Source organism: Pseudomonas yamanorum, from assembly GCF_900105735.1.
GTDB classification, from domain to species: Bacteria; Pseudomonadota; Gammaproteobacteria; order Pseudomonadales; family Pseudomonadaceae; genus Aquipseudomonas; species Aquipseudomonas yamanorum.
On record NZ_LT629793.1, the window covers coordinates 5,773,629 to 5,789,397 of the forward strand.

11 protein-coding genes are annotated in these 15,769 nt (G+C 59.5%); 7 read left to right on the top strand and 4 right to left on the bottom strand.

Going from position 1 to position 15,769, the window contains the following annotated elements:
- Positions 1-106 precede the first annotated feature (106 nt).
- The 4 genes from clpX to BLU46_RS27155 all read left to right on the top strand — a co-directional run bounded on the left by clpX (position 107) and on the right by BLU46_RS27155 (position 6,462).
- Complete coding sequence (clpX, locus tag BLU46_RS27140) at positions 107-1,390, top strand: ATP-dependent Clp protease ATP-binding subunit ClpX (RefSeq protein WP_003207856.1); 1,284 nt, start codon at positions 107-109, stop codon at positions 1,388-1,390.
- Positions 1,391-1,541: 151 nt separating this feature from the next.
- A complete protein-coding gene (lon, locus tag BLU46_RS27145) occupies positions 1,542-3,938 on the top strand; it encodes an endopeptidase La (protein ID WP_063028604.1) in 2,397 nt (798 codons plus the stop codon).
- Positions 3,939-4,084: 146 nt separating this feature from the next.
- Positions 4,085-4,357 (top strand): HU family DNA-binding protein, encoded by a 273-nt coding sequence (locus tag BLU46_RS27150; protein WP_003174819.1) that lies wholly within the window; start codon positions 4,085-4,087, stop codon positions 4,355-4,357.
- Positions 4,358-4,587: 230 nt separating this feature from the next.
- Positions 4,588-6,462 carry a SurA N-terminal domain-containing protein gene (locus tag BLU46_RS27155; RefSeq protein ID WP_063028606.1) on the top strand — a complete coding sequence of 625 codons (1,875 nt, stop codon included), beginning with the start codon at positions 4,588-4,590 and terminating at the stop codon, positions 6,460-6,462.
- A gap of 91 nt (positions 6,463-6,553) precedes the next feature.
- Here the strand turns inward: BLU46_RS27155 and nhaA are convergent, their stop codons facing one another.
- Positions 6,554-7,888 (bottom strand): Na+/H+ antiporter NhaA, encoded by a 1,335-nt coding sequence (gene nhaA, locus BLU46_RS27160; protein WP_063028608.1) that lies wholly within the window; start codon positions 7,886-7,888, stop codon positions 6,554-6,556.
- A gap of 115 nt (positions 7,889-8,003) precedes the next feature.
- On the bottom strand, positions 8,004-9,182 hold the full coding sequence (locus BLU46_RS27165) for an MFS transporter (RefSeq protein WP_063028610.1): 1,179 nt from the start codon (positions 9,180-9,182) through the stop codon (positions 8,004-8,006).
- Positions 9,183-9,309: 127 nt separating this feature from the next.
- Between BLU46_RS27165 and BLU46_RS27170 the strand changes: the two genes are divergently transcribed.
- Entirely contained in the window at positions 9,310-10,209 is a 900-nt protein-coding gene (locus BLU46_RS27170) for a LysR family transcriptional regulator (RefSeq protein WP_063028612.1), read from the top strand.
- 89 nt (positions 10,210-10,298) lie between these two features.
- Positions 10,299-11,141 carry a DUF2242 domain-containing protein gene (locus BLU46_RS27175; RefSeq protein ID WP_063028614.1) on the top strand — a complete coding sequence of 281 codons (843 nt, stop codon included), beginning with the start codon at positions 10,299-10,301 and terminating at the stop codon, positions 11,139-11,141.
- On the opposite strand, the gene aceE is transcribed toward BLU46_RS27175, so the two are convergent.
- Positions 11,142-13,811 carry a pyruvate dehydrogenase (acetyl-transferring), homodimeric type gene (gene aceE, locus BLU46_RS27180; RefSeq protein ID WP_093207991.1) on the bottom strand — a complete coding sequence of 890 codons (2,670 nt, stop codon included), beginning with the start codon at positions 13,809-13,811 and terminating at the stop codon, positions 11,142-11,144.
- A gap of 146 nt (positions 13,812-13,957) precedes the next feature.
- Here aceE and BLU46_RS27185 point away from each other — a divergent pair, with 146 nt between their 5' ends.
- Complete coding sequence (locus BLU46_RS27185) at positions 13,958-14,428, top strand: MarR family winged helix-turn-helix transcriptional regulator (protein WP_093207994.1); 471 nt, start codon at positions 13,958-13,960, stop codon at positions 14,426-14,428.
- A gap of 144 nt (positions 14,429-14,572) precedes the next feature.
- Here BLU46_RS27185 and BLU46_RS27190 read toward each other — a convergent pair whose 3' ends face one another.
- Entirely contained in the window at positions 14,573-15,592 is a 1,020-nt protein-coding gene (locus BLU46_RS27190) for a transketolase-like TK C-terminal-containing protein (RefSeq protein WP_093207996.1), read from the bottom strand.
- Positions 15,593-15,769 lie beyond the last annotated feature (177 nt).

Here is a 15,769-nt window from a genome sequence, read left to right on the forward strand (position 1 = left end):
CAGCTCAAAATAGGGCTGGTCGGCAGGTCCGACCACCAGTGGGCTTGAAAAAGCCCTCAATAGCCTTCATCTTGTGTTGCAAGCCTATCGGATTTGGATCGAACGAATGACTGACACCCGCAACGGCGAGGACAACGGCAAGCTGCTCTATTGCTCCTTCTGTGGCAAAAGCCAGCATGAAGTACGCAAGTTGATTGCCGGCCCCTCGGTCTTTATCTGCGACGAGTGCGTCGACCTGTGCAATGACATCATCCGTGAGGAGGTGCAGGAAGCTCAGGCCGAAAGCAGCGCGCATAAATTGCCTTCGCCTAAAGAAATCAGCGGCATCCTTGATCAGTATGTGATTGGTCAAGAGCGTGCAAAGAAGGTTCTGGCCGTAGCGGTGTACAACCACTACAAGCGCCTGAACCAGCGTGACAAGAAAAGTGACGATGTCGAGCTCGGCAAAAGCAACATCTTGCTGATCGGTCCTACAGGTTCGGGTAAAACCCTGCTTGCAGAAACCCTGGCTCGCCTGCTGAACGTTCCCTTCACCATCGCCGACGCAACCACTCTTACCGAGGCCGGTTACGTAGGTGAAGACGTCGAGAACATCATTCAGAAGCTGCTGCAGAAATGCGACTACGACGTGGAAAAGGCCCAGATGGGCATTGTCTACATCGATGAAATCGACAAGATTTCGCGCAAATCCGACAACCCGTCGATCACCCGGGACGTTTCCGGTGAAGGCGTGCAGCAAGCGCTGTTGAAACTGATCGAAGGTACTGTTGCTTCCGTACCGCCACAAGGCGGTCGCAAGCATCCACAGCAGGAATTCCTTCAGGTTGATACGCGCAACATCCTGTTCATCTGTGGCGGTGCGTTCTCCGGTCTGGAAAAGGTTATTCAAAACCGTTCCACCCGCGGTGGCATTGGCTTCAGTGCAGAAGTACGCAGCAAGGAAGAAGGCAAGAAAGTCGGTGAATCCCTGCGTGAAGTCGAGCCTGACGATTTGGTCAAGTTCGGTCTGATCCCGGAATTCGTTGGTCGTCTGCCGGTGCTGGCGACGTTGGACGAGTTGGATGAGGCTGCGTTGATGCAGATCCTCACCGAGCCGAAAAACGCCCTGACCAAGCAATATGCCAAGCTGTTCGAGATGGAAGGTGTGGACCTCGAGTTCCGTGCGGACGCGCTCAAATCGGTGGCCAAGCGGGCACTGGAGCGCAAGACCGGCGCCCGTGGTTTGCGCTCGATCCTCGAAGGCGTACTGCTCGACACCATGTACGAAATCCCCTCGCAGTCCGAGGTGAGTAAAGTGGTGATCGACGAAAGCGTTATAGAAGGCAAGTCCAAGCCACTGTATATCTACGAAAACAGTGAGCCGGCTGCCAAGGCTGCGCCAGACGCGTAAGCGTTGCGCCGCCGAGCTGTACAAAATAAAGGGGCCTTGACGGGCCCCTTTGTTTTTACTGCGTTTAACTGATGCCATTACGCTTGTTTTTTTTGCAGGCAGCCCCCATCTTGGTTTCAAGCTTACTTTCATCTGTCATAGAGGCGAAATCATGAAGACAACCATCGAATTGCCTCTCCTGCCGTTGCGTGATGTCGTCGTCTATCCGCACATGGTTATCCCGCTGTTCGTGGGGCGCGAGAAGTCTATCGAAGCCCTCGAGGCCGCGATGACGGGCGACAAGCAGATCCTGCTGTTGGCCCAAAGAAATCCTGCTGACGATGATCCGGGCGAAGACGCCCTGTATCGCGTTGGTACCGTTGCAACGGTCCTGCAACTGCTCAAGCTGCCTGATGGCACCGTCAAGGTGCTGGTGGAAGGTGAGCAGCGCGGTGCGGTCGAGCGCTTCATGGAAGTGGACGGCCACCTGCGCGCCGAAGTGGCGCTGATCGACGAAGTCGACGCCCCTGAGCGCGAATCCGAAGTGTTCGTGCGCAGCTTGCTGTCCCAGTTCGAGCAATACGTGCAGCTGGGCAAGAAAGTTCCTGCAGAAGTGCTCTCTTCCCTCAACAGCATTGATGAGCCAAGCCGCCTGGTCGACACCATGGCCGCGCACATGGCGCTGAAAATCGAGCAGAAGCAGGACATTCTCGAAATCATCGATTTGTCGGCCAGGGTCGAACACGTCCTGGCGCTGCTGGATGCCGAAATCGACCTGCTGCAGGTTGAGAAGCGCATTCGCGGCCGTGTCAAAAAGCAAATGGAGCGCAGCCAGCGCGAGTACTACCTGAATGAGCAGATGAAGGCCATTCAGAAAGAGCTCGGCGACAGCGAGGAAGGCCATAACGAAATCGAAGAGCTGAAAAAGCGCATCGACGCCGCCGGCCTGCCGAAAGACGCCTTGACCAAGGCCACCGCCGAGCTGAACAAGCTCAAGCAGATGTCGCCGATGTCGGCCGAAGCCACCGTGGTTCGCTCGTATATCGACTGGCTCGTGCAGGTGCCGTGGAAGGCCCAGACCAAGGTGCGCCTGGACCTGGCTCGCGCCGAAGATATTCTGGACGCCGATCACTACGGTCTCGAAGAAGTCAAAGAACGCATCCTCGAATACCTTGCCGTGCAAAAGCGCGTGAAGAAGATTCGCGGCCCGGTGTTGTGCCTGGTCGGTCCTCCTGGCGTGGGTAAAACCTCGCTGGCCGAGTCGATTGCTCACGCAACAAACCGTAAATTCGTACGCATGGCCTTGGGTGGCGTGCGTGATGAAGCGGAAATCCGTGGTCATCGCCGGACTTATATCGGTTCGATGCCAGGAAGATTGATTCAAAAGATGACAAAGGTGGGTGTGCGCAACCCGCTGTTCCTGCTCGATGAAATCGACAAAATGGGCAGCGACATGCGTGGCGATCCGGCATCGGCTTTGCTGGAAGTGCTCGATCCTGAGCAGAACCACAATTTCAACGACCATTACCTGGAAGTCGACTACGACCTGTCCGACGTAATGTTCCTGTGCACCTCCAACTCGATGAATATTCCGCCAGCGTTGCTTGACCGGATGGAGGTGATTCGTCTGCCGGGTTACACCGAGGACGAGAAGATCAACATCGCTGTCAAATACCTCTCGCCCAAGCAGATTGCGGCCAACGGCCTGAAAAAAGGCGAGATCGAATTTGATGCCGACGCGATCCGCGACATCATTCGTTTCTACACCCGCGAGGCCGGTGTGCGGGGCCTTGAGCGTCAACTGGCGAAGATCTGCCGCAAGGCCGTGAAGGAACATGCGCTGGAAAAACGCTTCTCGGTGAAGGTCACCGCTGACCTGCTGGAACACTTCCTGGGCGTGCGTAAATTCCGCTACGGCCTGGCTGAGCAGCAGGACCAGGTGGGTCAGGTCACTGGCCTGGCGTGGACTCAAGTGGGCGGCGAATTGCTGACCATCGAGGCCGCCGTTATCCCGGGCAAAGGGCAACTGATCAAGACCGGTTCCTTGGGTGATGTGATGGTCGAATCCATCACTGCCGCGCAGACCGTGGTGCGCAGCCGCGCCAAGAGCCTGGGGATTCCCCTGGACTTCCACGAGAAGCACGACACCCACATCCACATGCCGGAAGGGGCGACCCCGAAAGACGGCCCTAGCGCAGGCGTAGGCATGTGCACGGCACTGGTATCAGCCCTGACCGGCATTCCGGTGCGCGCCGATGTCGCCATGACCGGGGAAATCACCCTGCGTGGTCAGGTACTGGCCATTGGTGGCCTCAAAGAGAAATTGCTGGCTGCACACCGTGGTGGTATCAAGACCGTGATCATTCCTGAAGAGAATGTTCGCGACTTGAAGGAGATTCCTGACAATATCAAGCAGGATCTGCAGATTAAACCGGTTAAATGGATTGACGAGGTCCTGCAAATTGCGCTGCAATACGCGCCGGAGCCCTTGCCGGATGTGGCTCCGGAGATAGTTGCAAAGGATGAAAAACGCGAGTCTGACTCTAAGGAAAGAATTAGCACGCATTAATACGTTTAAGCCTGGGGGCTTCCTTGACAGCTTTTTAGAGCCCTTGTTATAAAGCGGCTCTTAAGTGTCTGTAGGCCATTCAGCACTGGTTTTTGCTTTCACCAAAAAACTTAGAATCATACTCAATAGATAAAAGGGGACTTAGAGTGAACAAGTCGGAACTGATTGATGCTATCGCTGCATCTGCTGATATCCCGAAAGCCGCTGCTGGCCGTGCGCTGGACGCAGTAATCGAATCCGTCACTGGCGCTCTCAAGGCCGGCGACTCTGTGGTACTGGTTGGTTTCGGTACTTTCTCTGTGACCGATCGTCCAGCTCGCACTGGTCGTAACCCACAGACTGGCAAGGCTCTGCAAATCGCCGCTGCCAAAAAACCAGGTTTCAAAGCCGGTAAAGCCCTGAAAGAAGCTGTTAACTAAGCTTCGCTCAAGCCTTACCCATCCGGGTCGGACGAAGGTCTGACCTGGCAGCGGAGCGGCAGCTGACCCAAGTATCCATCGGGTCGCCACGCCGGGGGTGTGGGTTCAAACCCCCGTCCGCTCCGCCAGTTACGAGAAGGCGCATCCTCGGATGCGCCTTTCTTCTATCCGGACTCTACCCACGCTCCACGGTTGCCTAATTTTGAAGTTCAACCGTTTCTGGGGGACGCATGCTGCAGAATATCAGGGACAATTCACAAGGCTGGATTGCCAAAACTATTATCGGGATCATCGTCGCATTGATGGCGTTCACCGGTATCGAGGCTATTTTTCAGGCTTCGACCAACAACAAGCAGGACGTGGCCAAGGTCAACGGTGAAGAAATCACCCAAAGTGAACTGGGCCAGGCCGTCGACATGCAACGTCGTCAGCTGATGCAACAGCTGGGCAAGGACTTCGATGCTTCCTTGTTGGACGAAAAGCTGCTGCGCGACGCCGCTCTTAAAAGCCTGATCGATCGCAAGCTGCTGCTGCAAGGCGCTGCCGATTCGAAATTCGCTTTCTCCGAAGCTGCGCTGGATCAAGTGATCCTGCAGACGCCGGAATTCCAGGTGGATGGCCAGTTCAACGCTGAGCGTTTCGACCAGGTGATCCGTCAGCTGGGCTACAGCCGTATGCAATTCCGTCAGATGCTGAGCCAGGAAATGCTGATCGGCCAGGTGCGTGCTGGTATTGCCGGTAGCGGTTTTGTGACTGATGCCGAAGTGCTCGCTTTCGCCCGTCTGGAAAAACAGACCCGCGACTTCGCCACCGTCAGCATCAAGGCCGACCCTGCGGCAGTGAAGATCACCGACGACGAGGTCAAGGCTTACTACGACCAGCACGCCAAAGAGTTCATGACCCCGGACCAGGTGGTCATCGACTATCTGGAGCTGAAGAAGGCTTCCTTCTTCGACCAGGTCGCGGTCAAGGACGATGAGCTGCAAGCCCTCTATCAGAAAGAAACCGCCAACCTCGCTGAACAGCGTCGCGCGGCGCACATCCTGATTGAAGTCAACGACAAGACCACTGACGAGCAGGCCAAGGCCAAGATCGAAGAGATCCAGGCACGCCTGGCCAAAGGCGAGAAATTCGAAGCCCTGGCCAAAGAGTTCTCCCAGGATCCAGGTTCTGCGAACAACGGCGGTGACCTCGGTTTCGCCGGTCCTGGCGTCTACGACCCTGCCTTCGAAACAGCGCTGTACGCGTTGAACAAGGACCAGGTCTCGGCACCGGTGCGTTCGAGCTTCGGCTGGCACCTGATCAAGCTGTTGGGCGTTGAAGCACCAGAAGTGCCATCGTTCGCCAGCCTGAAAGACAAGCTGACCCGCGAGCTCAAGACCCAGCAGGTTGAACAGCGTTTCGTCGACGCGACCAAGCAGCTGGAAGACGCTGCATTCGAGGCTTCCGACCTGGCTCAGCCGGCGTCGGACCTGAAGCTGACCGTGCACACCTCCGCGCCGTTTGGCCGTGAAGGTGGTGAAGGCATTGCTGCAAATCGTGCCGTGGTGACCGCTGCATTCAGCCCTGAAGTACTGGATGAAGGTGCCAACAGCACCGCCATCGAGCTGGATCCGGAAACCATCGTGGTGCTGCGTGCCAAAGAGCACCTGAAGCCTACCCAGCTACCGCTGGAAAGCGTTGCCACGGCCATCCGTGCCCAGTTGACCAAGGAGCGCGCAAGCGCTGCGGCGAAGACTCACGCGGACGAGCTGATTGCCAACCTGCGTGATGGCAAGACACCGCTGAACCAGCCGGTGGATGGCCAGGCCTGGAAAGTCACCGAAGCGGCCACCCGTGGCCAGGAAGGCGTCGAGCCTGCCGTGCTGCAAGCCCTGTTCCGCATGCCAAAGCCTGCGGCCAAGGACAAGCCGACCTTCACCAGCGTGACCCTGCCAGACGGTAGCCTGGTGATCGTGCGCTTGAGCGCGGTCAACGAAGCCGCTGCCCCGACCGATGACGAGAAGGCTCAGTACCGCCGCTTCCTCGCTTCGCGTATCGGTCAGCAAGACTTCGCTGCCTATCGCAAGCAGCTGGAAACCAAGGCTGAGATCAAGAAGTTCTGATCGCGTTACTGCCTCAATAAAAAGACCCCGGCCTGAAGATACCGGGGTCTTTTTTTATCCACTCAAGCAGCTGACTCAACGAGCCGTTGATTCAACGCGCAAACTTGAACTTGCCCCAACTCAGGCCAATCACAGCCGCCAGGGTTGAAGCGCTCAGCACACTCAGCTTGGCAGCCGACAGCAGCGTCGGATCGGAGAAGGCCAGCGACGAGATGAAAATCGACATGGTGAAACCAATTCCCGCCAGCAGGCCCACCAGGGCGACGCCGTTCCAGGTCACGCCCTCCGGCAGTTTGCAGATATTCAGTTTGACCAGCACGAAACTCGCCAGCATCACTCCCAGCGGCTTGCCGAGCACCAATGCCAGGATGACCCCCATGAACACCCCGTGGGGCAGCGGGTCGTTCAGGTTGAATCCTTGCAGGCTCACCCCCGCGTTGGCCAGGGCAAACAGTGGCATGACGCCGAAGGCCACCCATGGGTGTAACCCGGCTTGAATCCGCTGCACCGGCGGCAACATTTCCCGTTGGGCCTGTCTCAATTGCTTCAATGGCTTGGCGACCTGATGGGCACTTTCTGACGGATGCGAAAGCCGGTCCATCAGTTCGTTAAATGTGCGCCCGATGGTGTCCAGAGGGCGTTCCCGAGTCGGTCTGGAAGTGACGGGCGTTATCAGGCCAAGCATGACGCCCGCGAGCGTCGGATGGACGCCGGTCTTAAGCAAGCCAAACCAGACAATCGCCCCTGGCAACAGGTACACAACGGCCTTGCCGATGCCCATCCGCTGGAAAATCAGCACCAGCGCCAACCCACAGGCCGCGATCACCAAGCCCATGTAGTCAAGGCTTGCGGTGTAGAAGATCGCGATGATCAGGATGGCGACGATGTCATCAATGATCGCCAGCGCCAGGAGCAAGATGCGCACGCCAGCCGGAATCGATTTACCCAGCAGCGCCAGCACGCCTACGGCAAACGCGATGTCGGTAGCAGTGGGCACGGCCCAGCCGCTGGCCGCTTCGGTGCCATGATTGAGCAGGGTGTAAATCAGGGCTGGCATCAGTACGCCACCCAGCGCAGCGCCCAAGGGCAGGGTAGCGAGTTTCAGGTTGGCGAGTGCGCCGTCCCTGATCTCCTGGCGAATCTCCGCGCCCACCACCAGGAAGAAGATGGTCATCAACCCGTCGTTCACCAGGAAGTGCAACGAGCGCGAGACCGTGAAGTCTCCCAGCCCGATGGTGAGTGGGGTGTTCCAGAAGTGTTCGTAGGAATCGGCGACCGCGCTGTTGGCCCAGATCAGCGCGACAATCGCCGCCAGCAGCAACACGATGCCGCTGACGGCCTCGATGCGTGAAAATCGCTCCAATGCAGACAGGGCGCCTTCGACCAAAACCTGGGGGCGAGGAATAGCAGGGTGTTTATCAGGCACGACAAATCTCCATTGGCGGCCCGACCAATGCTTATCCTTTAACCTGCGCTGTGCCGTATGCAGCAGCGCACCCAGGGCGATCATAAGAGTTAAGAAACATCACGTCACGTTTCGTTTAAACATCGGTTAAACGCAACGTCGCCATCAGGGCCAGCACAACCAATGCGGCGACCGCCCATGGAAACGATGTCACTCCCCAACCTTGTAGCAACATGCCGCCGAGCAGCCCGCCGCCGGCGATGCCCAGGTTCCATACCGTCACCAGCATTGACTGCGCGGCATCGGCTGAATCCCCGGCTGACTTGGCCAGCGCCGTTTGCAGCAATGCCGGGAGGCCGCCAAACGCCAGCCCCCATAACGCCACGGTGGTGTAGATCACGGCCGGCGAGCTAATCCAGAACGCCAGCGCCAATGCTGACAGTGCGAACATCCCGCAACTGAGCACCAACAAGGCCCGCAGCCGTTGATCAATCAGCGCGCCGACCATCCAGATGCCCAACAGCGCTGCCAGACCAAACACCAGCAGTACCTGATCAATCTCCGCTGCCATCCCGGCGGGTACCAGGAACGGCGCGATATAGGTGTAGAGAATGTTATGGGCCAGCACGTAGGTGAAGGTCACAAACAGCACCGGACGAATTCCCGGCAGTGCCAGCACCTGACGCAGTCCCAGGCGTTTTTCTGCTCGTTGCCCGGCAAAGTCCGGGACCTGCCAGCGCACCCAGGCCAGCAGCACAACCGTCAGGCCGGTCATGATTGCAAAGCTCAGGCGCCAGCCTACCGTGGTGCCCAGGAATGTCCCGGCTGGTACGCCGAGTGACAGGGCCAATGGCGCGCCGAGCATGGCCACGGCAATTGCCCGGCCTTGCAAGTGCGGCGCAACCATACGGCTGGCATAGCCGGCCAGCAGCGCCCAAAGCAATCCCGCGAACACCCCGGCGAAGAACCTCGCCACCAGGGTCAGCAGGTAATCGCTGGAAAACGCCGTCACACTGTTGACCAAGGCAAACCCGCCGATGGCAATCATCAGCAACGGCCGCCTGCGCCAGCCCCGGGTGGCGATGGTCAGGGGAATCGCCGCCAGCAGGGAACCAAGGGCGTAAAGGGTCACCAACTGGCCCACCAAGGCGTCGGACACCCCGAGGCCAGCGCCCATTTGCGGGAGCAGGCCCGCGGGCATGGCTTCGGTGAGGATGGTGATGAAGCCGGCGGTAGCCAATGCCAGCAGACCGCCCAGGGGCAAGCGTTCACGGCTGGCCGCAAGGGGCGGGGAAGGTAAGGCGTTGTCGCTCATGTTGGGTGGCTCCGGTGTTCAGGCGTAAGGGCAGGGAGCCAGAGTAGGGTGCTGCACGCTGGAGAAAAACAGGCTAAGGTTCCGAACTTATCGGACGCCAACGTCCGCAATCCTTGGGAGCGAGACGATGGACAGCCTCGGCAGTATTTCAGTGTTTGTGCAGGTGGCGGAGACCCGCAGCTTTACCGAGGCCGGGCGCCTGCTGGGGGTGTCGTCCTCGGCGATTGGCAAAAGCATCGCGCGCATCGAAGAGCGCCTGGGGGTTCGGCTGTTCCATCGCAGTACCCGCAGCATCACGTTGACCAGCGAGGGCGCGCTGTTTCTCGAACGCTCCCGACGGATCCTGGCCGAGGTCGAGGCCGCAGAACAGGAACTGAGTCAGGCATCCGCCACACCCAGAGGCAAGCTGCGTGTGAGCCTGCCCCAAGTGCGCGGCCTGTTGATGCCGGTGCTGACGGATTTCATGCGGGGCTATCCCGAGATCGAGCTGGATGTGGACTTCTCCGACCGCATGGTGGACGTGATCGAGGAAGGGTTCGACGCGGTGATCCGCACCGGCAAACCCGAGGATTCGCGCTTGATGGCACGCCACCTCGGGTATTACCGGCTGGTGCTGGTGGCCTCCCCGGAATACCTGCGCTTGCATGGCACGCCGCGTCAGCCTCGGGACTTGAACGACCACGCCTGCCTGCGCCACAAGTTCTGCGCCACCGGCAAGCTGGAAGCCTGGCCACTGCGCCCGGAACCGGGCGTGCCGGAGCCGGTCCTGCGTGCGCCGCTGGTCTCCACCACCATCGAATCGTTGATGCATGTGGCCCATGCAGGCCTGGGGATTGCCTGCCTGCCGGACTTCATGGTCCGCGAATCGGTGGAGCAGGGCCGGTTGCAGCGGGTGCTGGACTATTACCTGGACCACAGCGGCAGTTTCTGGATGCTCTGGCCATCAAGTCGCCATGCCTCGGCGAAATTGCGCGTGTTTATCGACCATATGGGCGAGCGGCTTTTTCCTGCAGACACCGTCCCGTAAGGCTGTGACGTTTTACCGACAGGAATTCGCGCGCCAAGGCCACGTTCTGTTGCACAATACCGCCCTGACTGTTTTCCTCAGGATTTTCGATGTCGACATCATTTCACTTGCGTAGCCTCGGGTTGGCGCTGGTGCTGGCGGGCGCTGCGGGCTGCTCGTCACCCAAGACCGCTATTTATGAACATGAGAATTTCGACGACTCCGGTACGTTTTCCCGTGATTACCCGGTCAGTGACACCGCGGCCTGTGAAGCGGCGCGGCGTGCGCTGTTGAGCCAGGGTTACATCATTACCAGCAGCGATCCAAAGCTGGTGGCGGGTAACAAGAGCTTCCAGCAGACCGGCGAAACTCACCTGCAGATCAGCTTCAACGTGGTCTGTGCCGACGATGGCAGTGGCAATCATCACTCGACGATGTTCGCCAACGCCTTGCAGGACCGCTACGCGCTGAAGAAGGTCAATAACTCCGCCAGCCTGGGTGTGGGGGTATTGGGTTCGGTGTCGATGCCGATTGGCTCCACCGATGATTCGATGGTCAAGGTGGCCAGCGAGACGGTGTCTGCGCCAAAGTTCTATGAGCGTTATTTCGCGCTGGTGGATGTTTTCCTGCCCCAGGAAGTGAAAAAGGCTGCGCATATTCCAGAGAAGCCCAAGGCTGACCTGGGCATTCCGGAACCAAAGGCAGCTCCGGCGGCCGATAAGGTTGAGGCGCCTAAAGAATCCTCGAAAGAAGTACCGAAAGACGCACCAGCCACACCGGCAGCCCCGGTGACGCCGGCGGTTGTGCCTGCGGCATCGGAGCCGGTTGTGCCGCCGGCAGAACCTGCGCCGATTGCTCCCAAGGAAACCCCGGCACCAGCCCCAGAGGCAACCACCCCGACGCTGCCGGCGCCGACCGAAGCGATTCCGCCCCTGCCGACGCCTGCGCAGTAACTAAACCGCTACGGGGTTGGCCTTGTCGACGTTGATCCCGTAGCGGCTGATCGCCTCCGCCACCTTGGCGCGGCTGATCAGGCCGTCATCCGCCAGCGCCTTCAAGGCCGCCAGTGCAATGAAGTAACGGTCCACCTCAAAGAACTCGCGCAAGGCTTCGCGGGTATCCGATTGCCCGAAGCCATCAGTGCCCAGCGCCACAAAGCGTCGACCCGGCACGAACGGGCGGATCTGATCAGCAAATATCTTCATGTAGTCGGTGGCGACCACCACGGGCCCGGCCTGGCCCTCAAGGCACTGCTCGACATAGCTGGCACGCGGTTCGCTTTCCGGGTGCAGCAGATTCCAGCGTTCCACGGCATGGCCTTCCCGGCGCAGCTCGGTGAGGCTGGTGACGCTCCACACGTCGCTGGCCACGGCGAAGTCATCCCGCAGCAAATCAGCAGCGGCGATGACTTCCCGCAGGATCGAACCGCTGCCCATCAGCTGTACCCGTGGTTGCACGGTGTCTTCAGCCGCCTTCAACCGATACATGCCCTTGAGAATCCCATCCTCGACACCTTCGGGCATCGCCGGGTGCGGGTAGTTTTCGTTGAGCAGGGTAATGTAGTAGTAGATGTCCTCTTGCTCGACGTACATCCGGCGCATGCCCTCGCGAATGATCACTGCCAGCTCGAAGGCAAAGGTCGGGTCGTAGGAAACGCAGCACGGGATCACCGATGACAGCACATGGCTGTGGCCATCGTCATGCTGCAGGCCTTCGCCCATCAGTGTGGTGCGTCCGGCGGTCGCCCCCAGCAGGAAGCCCCGCGCCCGCGCATCGCCCGCGGCCCAGGCCAGGTCGCCCACTCGCTGGAAGCCGAACATCGAATAGAAGATGTAGAACGGCACGGTCATCAACCCGTGGTTGGCGTAAGACGTACTCGCGGCGATCCACGAGGAAATGGCACCGGATTCATTCAGGCCTTCCTGCATGATCTGTCCGTCCTTGCTCTCCTTGTAGTAGGACAGCTGGCCGGCATCCTGTGGGGTGTAGAGCTGGCCGACCGCGGAGTGAATGCCGATCTGGCGGAACAGGCTTTCCATGCCGAAGGTGCGGGACTCGTCCGGCACGATGGGCACGATCAACTTGCCCAGGTTCGGGTCCTTGAGCAGCGTGCCGAGGATGCGCACAAAGGCCATGGTGGTGGAAATCGCGCGCTCGCCAGTGTCCTTGAGTTGGGTGGCGAAGGCCTCCAGTTCGGGGATCTTCAACGACTCGACCGCGCTGTGGCGAGCCGGTACGTAACCCCCCAGCGACTGGCGGCGAGCGGCGAAATAGCGCGCTTCTTCACTGTCGGTGGCCGGTTTGAGATACGGGATTTCGGCCAGTTGATCGTCGGCCACTTCCAGCCCGAAGCGATCACGGAAGGCTTTGACGGCATCAGCGCCCATCTTTTTCAACTGGTGGTTGATGTTCTGGCCTTCGCCGGCCTCGCCCATGCCGAAGCCCTTGACGGTTTTCGCCAGGATCACCGTCGGCTGGCCGCTGTGGCGCACTGCGGCGGCATAGGCGTTGTAGACTTTGTCTGGGTCATGGCCGCCCCGTGAGAGTTTCCAGATATCGTCGTCGGACATGTCCGCCACCAGCGCCAGCAACTCGGGGTATTTGCCGAAGAAGTGTTCCCGCACGTAGGCGCCGTTTTGCGATTTGTAGTTCTGATAGTCGCCGTCCACGCATTCCATCATGCGCTGGCGCAGCAAGCCGCTTTTGTCCTTTTCCAGCAGCGCATCCCAGCCTCCACCCCAGATCACCTTGATCACGTTCCAGCCGGCGGCGCGGTACAGGCTTTCGAATTCCTGGATCACCTTCGCGTTGCCGCGCACCGGACCATCGAGGCGTTGCAGGTTGCAGTTGACCACGAAGATCAGGTTGTCGAGTTTCTCGCGCCCGGCCAGGGAAATGGCCGCCAGGGATTCCGGCTGATCCATCTCGCCATCACCGAGGAACGCCCACACCTTGCGGCTCTGGTGCTGCTTGAGGTCGCGGAACTCCAGGTAGCGCATGAAGCGCGCCTGGTAGGCGGCGGTGATCGGTCCGAGACCCATGGACACCGTAGGAAATTGCCAGAAGTCCGGCATCAGCCGTGGGTGCGGATAGGACGATAAGCCGTCGCCGCCGGCTTCCCGACGGAAATTGTCCAGTTGCGCTTCGCTGATTCGGCCTTCGAGGTACGCCCGCCCGTAAATGCCCGGTGCCGAGTGGCCCTGGATGTACACCAGGTCGCCATCGAAACTGTCGGTTCGACCACGGAAGAAATGGTCAAAGCCTACGTCATACAGTACGGCAGCCGACGCGTAGGTCGCGATATGCCCACCCACGCCGGAATGTTTGCCAGCGCGCAGCACCATGGCCATGGCGTTCCAGCGGATAAACGCATTCAGCCGGCGCTCGGTGGCCAGGTTGCCGGGGTAGGGCAACTGGCGGTCTACCGGGATGGTGTTTACGTAAGGCGTGGTCACCCGCCCGTAGAAGTCGCCATGCCGCGCCACATCGAAATCCAGCAACTGATCAATCAGGTAATGCGCACGCGGGCGGCCTTCGGTGGACAGCACCGATTCGATGGACTCCAGCCATTCGCGGGTTTCCTGTGGATCGTCGTCGAGGCGTACTGCAGTGTTCGGGGTCATGTCAGGCTCCAGGGTGGACGGGTTTCAGCGTGTGGGCTCCTTGTGGGAGCTTTGCGAATGTAGTTGCAATTGCAACTACATGGCTGAATCTAGCGTGGGATGAGCTACTATTGCAACCTTCTTGAAATTCCCCGGATTGGTGTTGCATGTCGTCGAAAGAGCCTGATGTCTGGTTTCGTTTTGTTCGGGCCCACAGGACGGTCATCCGTGAAATCGAACGGCGCCTGGCCGATGCCGGTCTGCCGCCGTATGCCTGGTACGACGCTTTGTGGGGCCTGGAAAGTGGCCCTGATGGCACCCGGCGCATGCACGAATTGGCCGATGTACTGGCCATCGAGCGCTACAACTTGACGCGCCTGGTGGACCGTCTGGAAAAGGACGGCCTGGTGGTGCGTTCGCGCTCCGACGGTGACGGGCGTGCTGCCTTTGTCTCAATCACCGACGCGGGCCGGGTGTTGCGCAAAAAGATGTGGAAAATCTACGAAAGCAGCGTGGATGAGTTGTTTTTGTCGCAGCTCGACAGCGATCAACGCCGGGGCTTTGCCGAGGCGCTGGAACGCACGGCGGGGCTGGCGATGGAGGCGGGTGTGCAGACCCGTGGAAGGCGTAAGACCTGAAGCAAAGACGCCAGGCGACGAAGATCCAGTGTGGGAGCGGGCTTGCTCGCGAAAGCGGTGTGTCAGCAAAAGAAATATCAGCAGACACACCGCCTTCGCGAGCAAGCCCGCTCCCACATTTGATTTGTGATGGATTACAGATCGTCATTTCAGGTGATACCGACGCAGGGCGGTTTCCACCTGTTCTGCGTCGATACGGCCGTCATCCGCCAGCGCCTTCAATGCCAGCACCGCTACCCAATATCGACTGGGTGGCGACGTTTCCACCGAGCCCGCGCCCAACGCCACAAACCGCGCATCCACATACCCCGCCAACTGATCGACGATTGGCTGCGGATACCCGGTAACCGCGACCACCGGCGCGCCATCCCCAGCCAGGCAATCCCGTAGATGACAACTGCGCTTCGGTGCCAGCGGGTGCAGGCGGTTCCAGCGTTGCGCCGCCTCCGCCTCACGGGCCAGCCGTGTGTAGCTGGGGCAGCTCCACAGTTGTGCCGCGACGTTCCAATCCGTTTCGAGCAACTGCGCGGCGTGCACGACTTCTTCAAACGCTCGACCCGCGCCCAGCAACCGCACCTTCAATTCACTCGTGTATGAGCGCCGGACCCGGTACATGCCCCTGAGTGCATGGTCACGATCCTGCGGGCTCAGCCCTGGCCCGTCGTATTGATCGTGCAATGCCAGGTAATAAAACCCCGGCTCTCCGTCGACATACAGCGCCTGCAAAGCCGCCAGCACTACCGCCCGCGCTTCCTCGCCGGAGGCCGGGTCATAAGGTGTGCAGTGGGGATTACTGGCCAACCACAAGGGCAGTGACGGGGAGGGCCGGGTTTCATTGTCGTTGCACAAGATGCCCCGCTGGCGGGTCTCTCTGGACAGCGCGCGCAATTGTGCTGATGACGCGGCCGTGTGCAGGTACAGCATGGGCTTTTCCCCGGTGTTGCGCGCAAACCACGTGGGCCAGCTCATCGCCCGGCGCGAGCGCGACTGGCCGCGAATCACCCACGCCTGGCGGCTGGACTCCAGGGTATTGGCCATGTTCATCACGCTATACAGGGGCGAACAGCGCGGCTGCTGCATTGCATTCAGGGCGTCGATACAGATCAGGGCAGAGCGTTCGGTGCTGGCAGTCATGAGCAGGGTCGCTTGGCAACGGGTGCCCATACCCTAATGGAATTTTGCTTGTGATTGCAATTGCAATGATTGCAGTTGCATCTAAAATTCATCCGGCTAAATCAACGCAACACTGCTACGTTTAATCTTGAAGTGCAGGAACGTCATGCCACGGACATTTTTTCGTCATGGCGGCACTTTAGGCTGGTTGTGCAGGTCATTAAGCAA

Excerpts from the sequence above, each read along its gene's own strand:
- BLU46_RS27190 (WP_093207996.1), bottom strand. The coding sequence starts at position 15,592 with ATGGGCACCCGTTGCCAAGCGACCCTGCTCATGACTGCCAGCACCGAA.
- BLU46_RS27155 (WP_063028606.1), top strand. The coding sequence starts at position 4,588 with ATGCTGCAGAATATCAGGGACAATTCACAAGGCTGGATTGCCAAAACT.
- aceE (WP_093207991.1), bottom strand. The coding sequence starts at position 13,811 with ATGACCCCGAACACTGCAGTACGCCTCGACGACGATCCACAGGAAACC.
- BLU46_RS27170 (WP_063028612.1), top strand. The coding sequence starts at position 9,310 with ATGGACAGCCTCGGCAGTATTTCAGTGTTTGTGCAGGTGGCGGAGACC.
- BLU46_RS27175 (WP_063028614.1), top strand. The coding sequence starts at position 10,299 with ATGTCGACATCATTTCACTTGCGTAGCCTCGGGTTGGCGCTGGTGCTG.
- lon (WP_063028604.1), top strand. The coding sequence starts at position 1,542 with ATGAAGACAACCATCGAATTGCCTCTCCTGCCGTTGCGTGATGTCGTC.
- BLU46_RS27185 (WP_093207994.1), top strand. The coding sequence starts at position 13,958 with ATGTCGTCGAAAGAGCCTGATGTCTGGTTTCGTTTTGTTCGGGCCCAC.
- BLU46_RS27165 (WP_063028610.1), bottom strand. The coding sequence starts at position 9,182 with ATGAGCGACAACGCCTTACCTTCCCCGCCCCTTGCGGCCAGCCGTGAA.
- clpX (WP_003207856.1), top strand. The coding sequence starts at position 107 with ATGACTGACACCCGCAACGGCGAGGACAACGGCAAGCTGCTCTATTGC.